The organism is Nocardia sp. NPDC051900 (genome assembly GCF_044452545.1).
GTDB lineage: Bacteria > Actinomycetota > Actinomycetes > Mycobacteriales > Mycobacteriaceae > Nocardia > Nocardia sichangensis.
In genome coordinates this window covers 214,711-227,619 of sequence record NZ_JBITBU010000007.1, presented here as the reverse complement: position 1 = coordinate 227,619, position 12,909 = coordinate 214,711, and the positions used below count along the sequence as shown (strand labels likewise).

Annotated in this window: 12 protein-coding genes; 8 read left to right on the top strand and 4 right to left on the bottom strand. The window is 68.5% G+C overall.

Features of this window, described 5'->3' with window-relative positions:
* The first annotated feature begins 221 nt into the window (after nucleotides 1-221).
* Nucleotides 222-1,100 (top strand): Abi-alpha family protein, encoded by an 879-nt coding sequence (locus ACIA5H_RS14015; RefSeq protein WP_355074531.1) that lies wholly within the window; start codon nucleotides 222-224, stop codon nucleotides 1,098-1,100.
* 462 nt (nucleotides 1,101-1,562) lie between these two features.
* Nucleotides 1,563-2,081: a nuclear transport factor 2 family protein gene (locus tag ACIA5H_RS14010; RefSeq protein WP_379255424.1), complete on the top strand. Its 519-nt coding sequence runs from the start codon at nucleotides 1,563-1,565 to the stop codon at nucleotides 2,079-2,081.
* A gap of 1 nt (nucleotide 2,082) precedes the next feature.
* Here the strand turns inward: ACIA5H_RS14010 and ACIA5H_RS14005 are convergent, their stop codons facing one another.
* Nucleotides 2,083-3,726: a peptide chain release factor 3 gene (locus ACIA5H_RS14005; RefSeq protein ID WP_379255396.1), complete on the bottom strand. Its 1,644-nt coding sequence runs from the start codon at nucleotides 3,724-3,726 to the stop codon at nucleotides 2,083-2,085.
* 302 nt (nucleotides 3,727-4,028) lie between these two features.
* Between ACIA5H_RS14005 and ACIA5H_RS14000 the strand changes: the two genes are divergently transcribed.
* From ACIA5H_RS14000 to ACIA5H_RS13985, 4 genes are all read left to right on the top strand, one after another.
* Nucleotides 4,029-4,631: a 50S ribosomal protein L25/general stress protein Ctc gene (locus ACIA5H_RS14000; RefSeq protein WP_397076286.1), complete on the top strand. Its 603-nt coding sequence runs from the start codon at nucleotides 4,029-4,031 to the stop codon at nucleotides 4,629-4,631.
* Nucleotides 4,597-5,211, top strand: a complete 615-nt coding sequence (pth, locus tag ACIA5H_RS13995) for an aminoacyl-tRNA hydrolase (RefSeq protein ID WP_355074526.1) — start codon at nucleotides 4,597-4,599, stop codon at nucleotides 5,209-5,211. Before ACIA5H_RS14000 ends, pth begins: the two co-directional genes overlap by 35 nt.
* 406 nt (nucleotides 5,212-5,617) lie before the next feature.
* Nucleotides 5,618-6,364 carry an alpha/beta fold hydrolase gene (locus ACIA5H_RS13990; RefSeq protein ID WP_397076283.1) on the top strand — a complete coding sequence of 249 codons (747 nt, stop codon included), beginning with the start codon at nucleotides 5,618-5,620 and terminating at the stop codon, nucleotides 6,362-6,364.
* Between the two features lie 183 nt (nucleotides 6,365-6,547).
* Nucleotides 6,548-7,015, top strand: a complete 468-nt coding sequence (locus tag ACIA5H_RS13985) for a MarR family winged helix-turn-helix transcriptional regulator (RefSeq protein WP_397076281.1) — start codon at nucleotides 6,548-6,550, stop codon at nucleotides 7,013-7,015.
* Nucleotides 7,016-7,050: 35 nt separating this feature from the next.
* On the opposite strand, the gene ACIA5H_RS13980 is transcribed toward ACIA5H_RS13985, so the two are convergent.
* Together ACIA5H_RS13980 and ACIA5H_RS13975 are read right to left on the bottom strand one after the other, a co-directional pair.
* Nucleotides 7,051-8,703 (bottom strand): fatty acyl-AMP ligase, encoded by a 1,653-nt coding sequence (locus tag ACIA5H_RS13980; RefSeq protein ID WP_355074525.1) that lies wholly within the window; start codon nucleotides 8,701-8,703, stop codon nucleotides 7,051-7,053.
* 99 nt (nucleotides 8,704-8,802) lie between these two features.
* Entirely contained in the window at nucleotides 8,803-9,474 is a 672-nt protein-coding gene (locus ACIA5H_RS13975; RefSeq protein WP_397076488.1) for a lysophospholipid acyltransferase family protein, read from the bottom strand.
* Between the two features lie 105 nt (nucleotides 9,475-9,579).
* Between ACIA5H_RS13975 and ACIA5H_RS13970 the strand changes: the two genes are divergently transcribed.
* Nucleotides 9,580-10,140, top strand: coding sequence for a TetR/AcrR family transcriptional regulator (locus ACIA5H_RS13970; RefSeq protein WP_397076278.1), 561 nt, complete (start codon nucleotides 9,580-9,582; stop codon nucleotides 10,138-10,140).
* A 21-nt stretch (nucleotides 10,141-10,161) separates the two neighbouring features.
* On the opposite strand, the gene ACIA5H_RS13965 is transcribed toward ACIA5H_RS13970, so the two are convergent.
* Nucleotides 10,162-11,352 carry an aminotransferase class V-fold PLP-dependent enzyme gene (locus tag ACIA5H_RS13965; protein ID WP_397076276.1) on the bottom strand — a complete coding sequence of 397 codons (1,191 nt, stop codon included), beginning with the start codon at nucleotides 11,350-11,352 and terminating at the stop codon, nucleotides 10,162-10,164.
* A gap of 177 nt (nucleotides 11,353-11,529) precedes the next feature.
* On the opposite strand from ACIA5H_RS13965, the gene egtA reads away from it, so the two are divergent.
* Nucleotides 11,530-12,870, top strand: coding sequence for an ergothioneine biosynthesis glutamate--cysteine ligase EgtA (gene egtA, locus ACIA5H_RS13960; RefSeq protein ID WP_379255387.1), 1,341 nt, complete (start codon nucleotides 11,530-11,532; stop codon nucleotides 12,868-12,870).
* Nucleotides 12,871-12,909 lie beyond the last annotated feature (39 nt).

The window sequence follows — 12,909 nt, the reverse complement described above, 5'->3', positions numbered from 1 at the left end:
GTGGATTCCGAAAACGCTCTCTAACACGACACCCTCCTGCCGATACACCGGTGATCGCCGCCTCACCGGCAACCAAAACTAGCACCCCCTCGGCTAAGAAACCTTATTGCGCGCCGCGTGCCGGTCGCACTGTCCGAGTCAGGCGGTGCGAATGCCCCGCGACACAAGGGGAAGTAATCTGTGGGACGGATTCGTTCCCCCCCGGCGATATCGGAGAAAACGTGGCAGACGACAGGACCGGACAGGACGTGGTAAGGCCAGGTCCCCGCGCCGTCGAGCGCAGTTCGGATGTCGAACAGCGGCAGATCAGCAATGAGGCACGGCTGATCCGCGGTGTGTTCCGCGCGGCCGGAGTGGCCGCGGGCACCGTCGTGCGCGGAAGCCAATGGGCGGTCGGCACGACCTACGAGGTCACCAGGGAGATCACCCAGGCCGCGCTGGACGGGGAGTCCTCGGCCGAGATCGCCGAGCGGACCGGAAACGCGTTGCGCTCCATCGCTCGCAGCGCGCTCGGCGTCACCGAGGGGTCGGTCCGGGAGATCGTCAGCTATGTCCCGACCTCCAACGGACCCACCTCGCAGCAAGCGCTGGCCGTCGGGCCGTACCTGCGCTCGGCGAGCACGGAGGAGTTGCGCCGCCGCGGCGACGCGCTGCTGGCCAGGTCCGCCGACGTCTACTTCACCGAGGACGTGCACCCGGCCTACGACCGCATCCTCGATGAGCTCGCTCCCGACGAGGCGCGCATCCTGCGCTTCATGGCGCTCAACGGCCCGCAGCCGTCGGTCGACGTGCGCACCAACCGTCCGCTGGGGATCGGCTCGGAACTGGTGCAGGGCGACCTCACCTCGGTGCCCGAGCAGGCCGGGGTGCGCTACCCGGACCGGTCGCGGTCCTACCTGATCAACCTCAACCGCCTCGGGCTGACGCTGACCTCGGACGATCCGGTGGTCCTGAGCCGCTACATGGTGCTGGAGGTGCAGCCCGTGGTGGAGGCGGCGCTGAAGAAGGCGGGCCGGGCGCCGAAGATCGTCCGCAAGAGTCTCCGGCTGACCGAGTTCGGTGAGGACTTCTGCCGCACCTGCTTCACGATCGGAAGCTGACACCCCGAAGTTGATCTTCGTAGGAATGTTCTCTCTCGTCGCGATAGCAATCTGATACAACTCTCCCAATCCGGCACTCGGGATGGGATTGTTGAGGGTATGGATCAGCGAACCGGCGGGCAGGGGCGCGGCGACCCAGGTTTGGGAATCGCTGGGCAAACGCGTAACGACCGGGGCAAGGGTCCCGGTAATCAGCAGCGCGACGACCCGGGTTTTCCCCCGGGCCGGCAGGAGCGCGGCGGGGTGGACATAGATTCGAGCGGACCGGAGCCCGAGGAGCGAGATATCGGCACGGCCGGTCCCGCGCCGAGCCGTGGTCAGCGGGCGGCGAGCACCGGCGAACGAGATCCCGGCGACCTGCGCGCCGACGAGCGGCTGCCCTTCGACGCGGGGCCGATCGACTTCGGGCGGGTGCGCGACGACCCACGCCAGACTCGCGGCGAGGAGCGGGAGCCGGACGACGTGTCGGCGATCTCGCGGTTGAAATACCGGTACCTGCGCACTCTCGACACCAAGTCGTGGGATGATTTCGCCGACACCATGATCCCCGAGGCGACCGCGACCTACAGCGAATATCTCCAGTTCGAATCGCGCGAGGCTTTCATCGCGTTCATGCGCAACACGCTCGGGCCGCACGTGATCACCGAACACCGCTGTGATCACCCCGAGATCGATGTCGAAGGCGACACCGCCACCGGCACCTGGTACCTCGCCGACACGGTGCTCATTCCGGGCCACAACATGCTGCTGCGCGGCGCGGCCTTCTACACCGACCGCTACGTGCGCTGCGACGACGGGCGGTGGCGGATCTCGCACACCGGCTACGAACGCACCTACGAAGTGGTGCTCTCCCTCAGCGACCTGCCCAGCCTGCGCCTGACCTCCAGCCGCTGGGGCCTGATCGCCAAGGAGGACGGCATCTCATCGATCGAACGCGACCCCGGCGCCGCGCCGCTGCGGCCGGAGTCCGAGGCCGGCTGACTCAGTCGGCCGTAGCGACCAGGGGCTCCAGGGTGAGCGCCGGGTGCTCCTTCTCGATGTATTGCAGCCGCCACTTGTCGCTGAACAACGCGAGCAGCGCACCGTCTGAGCGGGTGAACACCTCCACCCCGCGCTGCCGCCCGAGTTCGTCCGCCGACGCGGCGTCGGTGCGCCGGGCCAGCGTGTAGGCGAGGTGTTCCATCGTGGTCTCGACGTTGAACTCCGCGAGCATGCGCGCGGTCACCACTTCGAACTGCATCGGGCCGACCGCGGCCAGCACGGGAGACGCGTCGCCGCGGATGTCGTTGCGCAGCACCTGCACGACGCCCTCGGAATCGAGCTGGTCCACGGCCTTGCGGAACTGCTTGTATTTGCCCGCGCTGCGCGCCCGCAGCACCGCGAAATGTTCCGGTGCGAACGAGGGGATCGGCGGGAACTCCACCTTCTTGTCCACGAACAGCGTGTGCCCCGGTGCCAGCGCCGTCGCGTTGACCAGGCCGACGACGTCACCCGGGTACGCGGTGTCGACGGTGGCGCGCTCGCGGCCGAACACGGTCAGCGCGTACTTGGTGGCGAACGGCCGACCGGTCTGCGCGTGGGTGACCACCATGCCGCGTTCGAATTCGCCGGATACGATCCGCATGAACGCGAGGCGATCGCGGTGGGCGGCGTCCATGCCCGCCTGCACCTTGAACACCACCGCGCTGAACGGGTCGCCGGTCTCGCGCGGCTTGCCGTCGACGTCACGACGCGAACCAGGCGCAGGCGCGAGCGCGACCAAGGTCTCCAGCAGTTGCCGCACGCCGAAGTTCAACATCGCCGAGGCGTAGATGACCGGCGAGGTCTGCCCGGCGAGGAACAGTTCCTGGTCGTGGTCCTGGCCGGTGGCCGAGAGCAGTTCGCTCTCCTCCGCGGCGGTGCTCCACGGCTCGCCTTCGCGCGCCTCCGCGGCCTCCGGGGTGATCGACTCCTCGGGCGCGATGGTCGCGCCACCCGCCGTGCGCGTGAAGTGGATGTATTCGAGCGGGACGCCGTCCGGGCCGCGGCGCAGCAGGCCGCGGAAGTCCCCCGCGATGCCGACCGGAAGGAACAGCGGGGTGGGGGTGAGTCCGATCCGCTCGTTGATCTCGTCGAGCAGTTCCAGCGGCGCCCGCCCCGGCCGGTCCCACTTGTTGATCACGGTGATCACCGGGATGCCACGGTGGCGGCAGACCTGGAACAGTTTCAGCGTCTGCGGCTCCAAGCCCTTGGCCGCGTCGATCAGCATCACCGCGGCGTCGACAGCGGTGAGCACCCGGTAGGTGTCCTCGGAGAAATCGGAGTGGCCGGGGGTGTCGACCAGGTTGATGACGCTGTCCACATCGGAGTCCCTGGCCCGGTAGTTGAACTGCAGCGCGGTCGAGCTGACCGAGATGCCGCGCGCCTTCTCCATCTCCATCCAGTCCGAGACGGTCGACTTGCGCCCGGCCTTACCGTGGATCGCGCCCGCCTCGGAGATCATCCTGGCGTGCAGGGCCAGCGCCTCGGTGAGCGTGGACTTGCCCGCGTCGGGATGGGAGATCACCGCGAACGTGCGCCGGCGGGCTACCTCGGCGGATAACCCACGGGGTGCGGGCGCGACAACGCCCTCAGGGGAGGCGCTCAACGCAAGACAACCTTTCGCAGACGACCGATCGGCAACCCCGCCAGCGTACGCGACTCGCTCGAGCGCGGGCCGAACCGCCGGTGACCACCCGATTCAAAGAGCGCCTCTGCACTGGGGTATGGTGTTCGGGTTGTCTCGGCGAGGGTGACCGCAGACCAGTTTTGCGACACCGTGATCGACGCGGCGCGGCTTCCGGCCGTCCCTGTTCGGTCTTCGCCCCGACGAATAGACCATCCGTCAGGTGTGCAGCACCCCTGACGTGTAACTGACAGCCCGGAAGAGCCGTAGGAGTAGATCCAGTCATGTCCGACGTCAACCTTCTCGAAGCATCCGTACGCACCGAGTTCGGTAAGGGCGCAGCGCGCCGCACCCGTCGTGCGGGCAACGTCCCGGCCGTACTGTACGGCCACCAGGCCGACCCGCAGCATCTGTCGGTGAACGCCCAGGCCTTCGCCGCCATCCTGCGTGAGCACGGCACCAACGCGGTGCTGAACCTCGTCATCGACGGCAAGAAGCAGCTCGCGCTGACCAAGTCCGTCGTGGTGCACCCGATCCGCCGCTACATCGAGCACGCGGACCTGCTGATCATCAAGCGCGGCGAGAAGGTCACCGCCGACGTGAACGTCACCGTCACCGGCGACGCCGCCCCCGGCACCCTGGTCACCCAGGAAGCCACCACCGTCTCCGTCGAGGCCGACGCGCTGAAGCTGCCCGAGGCCATCGAGGTCGCCGTCGAGGGCGTCGAGGCCGGCACCCAGATCACCGCGGGCGAGCTGCAGCTGCCCGAGGGCGTCGACCTGGCCGCCGATGCCGAGACCCTGATCGTCAACGTCATCGCCGCCCCGGCCGCCGAGCCCGTCGAGGGCGAGGGTGCGGGCGAGGCCGAGGGCGAGAGCGCTGAGTAGTACCGAATCGTCCGCCGGGCCCGCGCTCGTCGTCGGACTGGGCAACCCAGGTCCCGAATACGAGCGCACCCGGCACAATGTCGGTTTCCTGGTCGCCGACGTGCTCGCCGAGCGCGTCGGCGGCCGTTTCGGTGTGCACAAGAAATCCGGCGCCGACCTGCTGCAGGCGCGGCTGGACGGGCGCCAGGTGCTGATCGCCAAGCCGCGTTCGTTCATGAACCTGTCCGGCAGGCCGGTGGCCGCGCTGGCGAAATTCTTCTCCGTGCCGCCGACCGAGGTGATCGTCGTGCACGACGAACTCGACCTGCCGTTCGGCTCCATCCGGCTCAAGCGCGGCGGCGGTGAGGGCGGGCACAACGGTCTTCGTTCCGTCTCCAGCGCCCTGACCACCAAGGACTACTTGCGCACCCGCATCGGCATCGGCCGTCCGCCGGGCCGCCAGGACCCGGCCGATTACGTGTTGAAGCCGTTCTCCACGCCGGAGCGCAAAGAGGTCCCGGTGATCATCGAGCAGGCCGCCGACGCGGTGGAACTGCTGCTGCGCGTCGGGCTGGAGACCGCGCAGAACCAATTGCACTGAGCCGCAAGCGCTGTCCGCCCAGAACGGGTCGGTCTTCGCCAGAACTCGGCCGCATCATCACGGCAGGGGCGCGGTCGTCCTCCGACGTCCCCGGCTCGCGGGCTTCCTTGCCGACCTCGGCGACGAAGGCCGCTAATACTTCGCGATAAATCCACTGTTCGGGACGCCGATATGACGGCGGCTTCGGTGACCGCGAGTGGCGGCTGCGCGGACCTTCCGGCTCTACCAGGGATCGCGAACGCGTCGATCGCACCCATGGCGTCCACCGCATTCGATCGGGAGACATGTATCCGCTAATGCATGTCATGTCATTAAATTATGCGACATTGAATAGCATTGGACGCATGAGGTGTGACGCTGCGCACATAGTAGATTACACGACATGTATGTCGTGTAATCTAATGGCATGAGTAACCCAACGCTTGTTTTCGTTCCTTGCTTCTCCGGCGCACCGTGGGAGCTCGAACAGCTCGTCCCGCTGGCCGACCGGCCCATGCGCACGATGCGACTGCCCGAGGCCGTGGCGGACATGGAAACCTATGCCGACGCGGTCGCCGCCGAAGTGGCGGATCTGGATGAGTACGTGCTGGTCGGCGACTCATTCGGGGCGAATGTCGCCTTGGCGCTCGCGGTGCGCCGACCCCGGGGCCTGCGGGGTCTGGTCCTGTCCGGTGGATTCGCGGCCAATCCCATTTCCTCGCCGGTGCTCAAGGCGGCCATGCGTGTGATGGGGAAGATGCGCGGCCCTCTCTATCGGCAGGTGGCGCTTCGCGCCCACGCTCACAATCTGGCCTCGCCGCATGACAACGAAGGTCAGATTCCCTGGAGTAAAAGCGATAGTCGCCAGTTCTTCCTGGAGAACACGCCCGCGGCCTCGTTCGGCGCCCGCGCGGTCGCCGCACTGAACGCCGACTACACCGCTGGTCTCGGTCGGGTCCAGGTGCCGACGCTGATTTTGACTCCTTCGCACGACGTGCTGATCGGTCCGGAAGCCGCGACAGTTCTGCGCGAAGGAATCCCGGACGCCCGCGAGGTCGTCTTGGACCGCACCGGACACATGTTCCGCTTCTCTCATCCGCGAACCTACGCGCAGACAGTCGAGAAGTTCCTCCAGGAGGTCGGCCTGACCCGGCCGAGTTTCACACCCGCATGAGTCGTAAGGATCCGGCGCCGGGTAGTGCCGCAGCCGCGGTACTACCCGGACTGTCGCTGAGGGAGGGTGTTCGTGGCTCGGCCGCTGTCCGCCGTCGCGAGGGGCCGGTCTCAGGCGGTGAGTGCCGTGTGATCCGATTACACGGCATCAATACATCGAGTCACGTGGTGAGGAGGCCTTTCGATGCGGCAGGCCGAAGAGTTGCGCTACCTTGTATTGGCTGTCCAGCGGGAAGGTAATCGAATGCTCGCGGCCGAACTGCGGCCGTTGGGGTTGACTCCCTCTCAGGCCGAGGTTCTGCGGGTGCTGGCCGACCATCAACCCCTGACTCTGGCCGGACTCGGGGAACTTCTGGTCTGCGAGACCGGTGGAAGTCCCAGCAGGCTGGTCGATCGCCTCGTCGCCATGGACCTCATCGAGCGAGAATCCGCGACGGACGATCGTCGGCGAGTCACGCTCTCGCTGACGCCTGCCGGAGAGCAGCTCTCCTCCCGTGTCGCCGAGGTCGAAGAGCGGTTGTACCGAACAATAGACGAGCTCACGGTCGGGAAACCCATGACCGGCGCACTCGAGCTACTGCGCGGTTTCGCCGAACGTTTCCCGGCGGTCCAAGCCGTCGGACGTCGTGCCGATCGGCGGGGCAACCGCTGAAAAGCCGTTCGATGTGACCGTCCCTCCGGACGTATTCAGCCGCGCGGCAGATGCATGGCGGTCGCGGCCCTGCGCAGTTTGCCGGAAGAGGTCTTCGGTAGTGCGCCGGGACCGAGCACGGTGACGGTGCGTGGCCGCGCGCCGACCTCCGCGAACACCGAGTGCACGATCTCGCGCTCGATGCGCTTGACCTCGTCGGGATCCTGGTGGCTGCCGCTCTCCACCACCACGGCGAAACTCTCCCGCTTCTGGCCCGCGTCCAGGCGCACCGCCACCGCGTTGCCCGGCCGGACGCCTGCCACCCTGGCCGCCGCGCGCTCGATGTCGGTGGGGTAGATGTTGCGGCCGCCCATGATGATGACGTCTTTGATCCGGCCGCACACCACGATCAGTCCCTCGTCGGTGAAGTAGCCGATGTCGCCGGTGTCCAGCCAGCCCTCGTCGTCCCGGGCCGATTGGAATCCGTCCACCGTCACATAGCCGGAAGTGACCGCGGGACCGCGCAATTCGATCACGCCCACCGAGCGGGCGGGCAACGGTTGACGTTCGCTGTCGACGATCCGGCCCTCCAGGTTGTCGACCAGATAGCCGAGGGTGGGCAATCGCCGGATGTTGGCCGGTTGGCCGTGCTCCACCGGCACGGGCACCGCCTTGCCGATCGCCTCGAGCAGGTCGGCGTCGATCACGTCGAGCACCTGTCCGTGCCCTGGGTCGGGGATCGACACGGCGAGCGTGGTCTCGGCCATGCCGTAGACCGGGGTGAGCGCCATCGGGTTGAGGCCGAAGCGCTTTCCGGCCGCGGCCAGGGCCTCCATGGTGTCCGGGTCCACCGGTTCGGCCCCGTTCCACATGTACCGCACGCTGCTGAGGTCGAACGCGCCTTCGTCGGCCTGCCGCAGCCGCCGGGCGAGCAGCGAGTACGCGAAATTCGGTGCGGCGGTGACAGTTCCACGGTACTTGCTGATCAGCTCGGCCCACAGCAGCGGCTTGGTGAGGAAGTCCAGCGGCGTCACGCACACCACTTCGGCGCCGAATTGCATAGGAACACTGAGGAATCCGACCATGCCCATGTCGTGGAACAGCGGCAGCCAGCTGACCATCACATCGTCGGCGAGCTGGAATTTCACCCGGTCGAACATGGCGTAGGCGTTGACGAAGAAATTCTCGTGCGTGATCCGCACCGCCTTGGGCGAGCCGGTCGAGCCGGAAGTCAACTGCTGCAACGCGATATCGCCCTCGGCGGTGGGCACCGGATCGATGTCGGGGCCGCCGGGCAGCTGGTCGATGCGCACGACGGTGATGCCGCGTTCGCGCAACAGCGGCTCGGCCGCCTCGAACGGCGCGCCGAGCACGACCGCGCGCGCCCGGATCATGGTCAGCACGGTTTCGGTGTCGCGCGCCCAGACCACCAGATCGGTGCGCGGAGTCGGCTGGTGCAGCATGGTGATCGACGCGCCGCGCATCCAGATGGCCTGGCAAGCCGGGGCGATGTCGACCGGCATGCCCGCGAGCACGCCGACCGCGTCACCGTGCCCGATACCGGCTTCGGCCAGCCCGCCCGCCATGCGCCGGGCGAGCCGGTGGATCTCCGACCACGTGCGCCGCAGCGGGGCGCCGGGCTCGCCGGTCACCAGGCCGCGCTCGGAGGTCTGTGCGGTCGCATACATCTCGTCGGTGAATCTGCTCAAAGTCCCAACTCCTCCATCACCAACCGTTGCCGGGAACCGGCCTCCCCCGACTATCACGCCATAGTGGCCCAGCGTTAACCCCATTTCCAGGGGCGCAGGTCAGGGGCGCGAAACAGCGGCCGGAAAGGTTGCGGCGTAACGATCGACGTAGCACCGGCCGGAGCGGGCGGCCAGTTCGCGCATCAACTCGTCGGTCGCGGCGCGCACCGTCTGGCGCTGCTCGGCGGGCGGATAGCGACGCGGCGCGCCGAACGCGATACGCACCTTGCCGAAACGCAGCAGACGGCTGCCGCGCGGGTTCACCCGATCGGTGCCGGAGAGGGTCACGGGAACGACCGGCGCGCCGGTGGCCATGGCGACCCGCAAGGTGCCGGTGCGTCCGCGATAGATCCGGCCGTCGGGGGAACGGGTGCCTTCGGGATGGATCGCCCAGACCCCGCCGTCCGTCAGGATGCGGGTGGCGGCGGCCAGCGCCGCGGCGGCCGCGTCACCGCCGGTCCGATCGACCGGCACCTGTCCGGAGACCGAGTAGAACCAGCGGTTGATCCGGCCGCGCACGCCTTTTCCGGTGAAGTACTCCTGCTTCGCCAGGAACGTCACGCGCCGTGGCACGACCAGTGCGAGGTAGAGGGAGTCGATCACCGCGAGATGATTGGCCGCGATGATCACCGGTCCGGTTCGCGGAATGTTGTCCAGTCCTTCGACCGTCGGCCTGCCCAGCAGCCGCAGCAGCGGACCGAGCAGGACGTACTTGAACATCGGGTACCACACGTAAACCTCCCGGGACATTGAGCGTAGACATTGTCTACCCGATCGCGTAGACACTGTCTACACCCGGTGTGCGGTCACACGGCGACAGGCGTAGACAATGTCCGCATGGCCGAGAGCGAGTCGCTACGAGATCGACTGGTCGACGCCGGTGTCGACCTGCTCGAAGAGGTCGGCGCCGCGGGACTGGGATTGCGGGTCATCACCCGGGCCGCGGGCGTCTCGCACGGCGCGCCGCGGCGGTATTTCCCGACCCACCGCGCACTGCTCGCCGCCATCGCGGCGCGCGGTTTCGCCGATCTCGCGGACCGGTTCGCCGCGGTGGACGCCGGGGCCGCGCGCGATCGTCTCACCCGGATGAGCGCCGAGTACATCGAATTCGCCGCGCGGCGGCCGGAGATGTTCACCCTGATGTTCCGGCACGACCTGCTCGAAGGCTCCGGCGAGAATCTGCGGTCGGTCAGCCTGCCGCTGTTCGCGCGGTTCGCCGAGCTGGTCGGCGCGGCGGCGGAATCGGGCGCGATCGACCCGCGCCACCGTGCGATCGCCCTGTGGACCAATGTGCACGGCATCGCCACCGCACAGGCCAATCGAAGCTTGCGCCTGGTCGACCCGGGAGCGGACGCGGCGGCTCTGGTGGCCAGGGCACTGGCCGTGCACCTGACCTGACCGTTCCGTGGCGCTCGCGGCTCAGGCGCGCAGCTGCGCCACCGCGGCGACGAAGCGATCGAGCTCGTCGAAACCGACGAAGCAGTGCGGCGAAGCGCGCACGACGGAGGCCAGGCCGCGGCCGGTCATGTCCAGCAGGGTCGAGCCCGCGTGGCTGACCGTGACGGTGATGTCCTGCGCCAGCAGCCGGTCGCGCACCTCGACGGACTCGACGCCGTCGACGGTGAACGACACGATGCCGCTGTGCCGGATGCCGAGATCGCGCACGGTGACGCCGGGAATCTCCGGCAGCGCCTTACGCAGGTGCTCGGCGCGGGCCGCGATCGCGGCGTAGACGTTCTCCGGGCCCAGTTCGAGCAGATACCGCACGGCGGCGCCCAGGCCGAGGCGGCCCGCGACGTCGTTCTCCCAGAACTCGAAACGGCCTGCGTCGGGCGCGAGCCGGTAGTCGTGCGGGCCGGTCCATTCCGCGCTGTGCAGGTCGAGCCGTCCTGGTTCCATGGAGCGCGCCAACTCGGGCCGCAGATATAGGAATCCGGTGCCGCGCGGGCCGCGCAGCCACTTGCGTCCGGTGGCCGACAAGGCGTCGACGCCGAGCTCGGCCACGTCCAAGGGCAGCTGCCCGGCGGACTGACAGGCGTCCAGCAGCACCAGCGCGCCGACCGAGTGCGCGATCCTGGTCGCCTCCGCGGCCGGGTTCACCAACCCGCCGTTGGTCGGCGCGTGCAGGATCGAAACCAGCTTGACCCGTTCGTCGACCAGCGCGGTGAGCGCGTCGAGGTCGATCTGCCCGCTGCCGTCGCTCGGAATCCGCTCCACCGTGGCGCCCGTGGCGCGGGCGCGCTGCAAGGCGGCGATGGCATTGCTGGCGTAGTCCGCCTCGGAGATCAGGATGCGGTCGCCCGCCGCGAGCGGGACCGAGTAGAAGAAGTCCGCCCAGGATCGGGTGGCGCTGTCGCTGAGCGCGATGCTCTCGGGTTCGGCGTTGATCAACGCCCCGATCGCGGTCTTGACGTCGGCGAGATCGTCGAGCCGCTCATTCGCGGCGCGATAACCTCCGATCTCCGCTTCCCGCAGCAGATGCGCGACAACGGTGTCGGTGACGACCCGCGGCGGTAGCGACGAGCCGGCGCTGTCGAGGAAAACGGGTCCGGGTTCCGGCCCGGACACGCATCCGGGAGTGTCGGCTCGTACGCGAGCGTCATCCAGCATGGAGCCGACCTTATCGGGTCGATTGTTCGGCTTCATGTCGGTTTCTTGTCGGTCCGCATGGCTACGCTGGATGGATCGCCGCACGCGAATTTCGGCCCGTGAGTGGAATACCACCGGGCCGAATGGCGATAACCGAAGAACAGCGGACAACGTCCCGACGCCCACTGGAGGTTGGCCATGGCGGTCACGCTCGAGAGTCCTGAGTCGGCCGGTTGTGCCACCGAGCAGGGAGAACTGTCCTCCCGCGCGGCGGCGGAGGCCTATATCGGCGGGGTGTGCTTCAAGCTCGGACCACCCACACTGATCGGCGCCGAACTCGAATGGCTCACGGTGCAGGGTGAGTGTTCGGCGTCCGGACCTTCGGCCGCTCCGCGCCCCCAACTGTCCGCCTTGGCGGACGCTCTCGGACCGTACGCACCACGGTCCATCGCCCCTGATTCGCCGGCGCTCGCGCTGCCGGGGGGCAGCCGGGTCACTCTCGAACCCGGTGGTCAGATCGAACTCTCCAGCGCTCCCTACGAAGCTGCCGCGCAGCTGTGTGATCGACTGCGCGATGATGCCCGCCTGTTGCGGGAACTTCTCGAATCCCGGTCCATCCGCCCCGTTTCCGTCGCCGCCGACGCGGACCGCCGCCCCAAACGCTTGCTTCAACTGCCGCGCTATCGCGCGATGGAGCGCTCCTTCGGCGGCATCGGGCCGTTCGGCAAGCTGATGATGTGCAACACCGCGGCCGCCCAGGTCAGCGTCGACGCGGGCGCCGACCGTGCGGACGTCACCGCGCGGTGGACTGCCCTGTATGCCGTCGGCCCGGCCTTGCTTGCCGCCTTCGCCTGTTCACCCGTCCTGCGTGGCGCGCCGCCCGGAGCGTGGGCCTCCCAGCGCATGCGGGCCTGGCTGCGGCTGGACAACACGCGCACCCGTCCGCCGGTGCTGGACTGGACCGATCCGGTGGCCGCCTACGGCAGATGGGCGCTGGACGTGCCGCTGCTGTGCGTGCGCCGACCCGACGGCGCGGCGGAATGCGGCGACGCCGACGGATGGTCCGCGCCGCCCGGGGCCACCTTCGCCGACTGGCTGTCCGGCGCGCTGGACGACGAGGTGGGCCGCCGCCCCGACACCGGCGATCTCGACTATCACCTCACCACGCTGTTCCCGCCGGTACGCGCGTCCGGCCACCTGGAGGTCCGCTACATCGACGCGCAGCCCGGTGACGCGTGGACCATTCCCGTGCACGTGTTCGACGCGCTCATGTCCAGCCCGTCGGTGGTCGCTGAGGCGAGCTCGATCGCGGCGCCGCTGGCGGGCCGCTGGGTCGATGCCGCCCGCTACGGATTGGCTGATCCGGACATCCGGGCGGGCGCGGTCGCCCTGCTGCGTCTCGCGGCCGAGCACACCGCGACCGACGAGGCGGCCCGCGCCGTCGAGTCCGCCGCCGAACGATGTCACCGCGGTCGCACCCCGACCGAGGACGACATCGAGCACGCCCCGAGCCCGCGGCTTCCGGGAGTCGCCACGTGAACCAGCCGCGCTGCCCTGGCGCCACGCAGGCCCACCGGG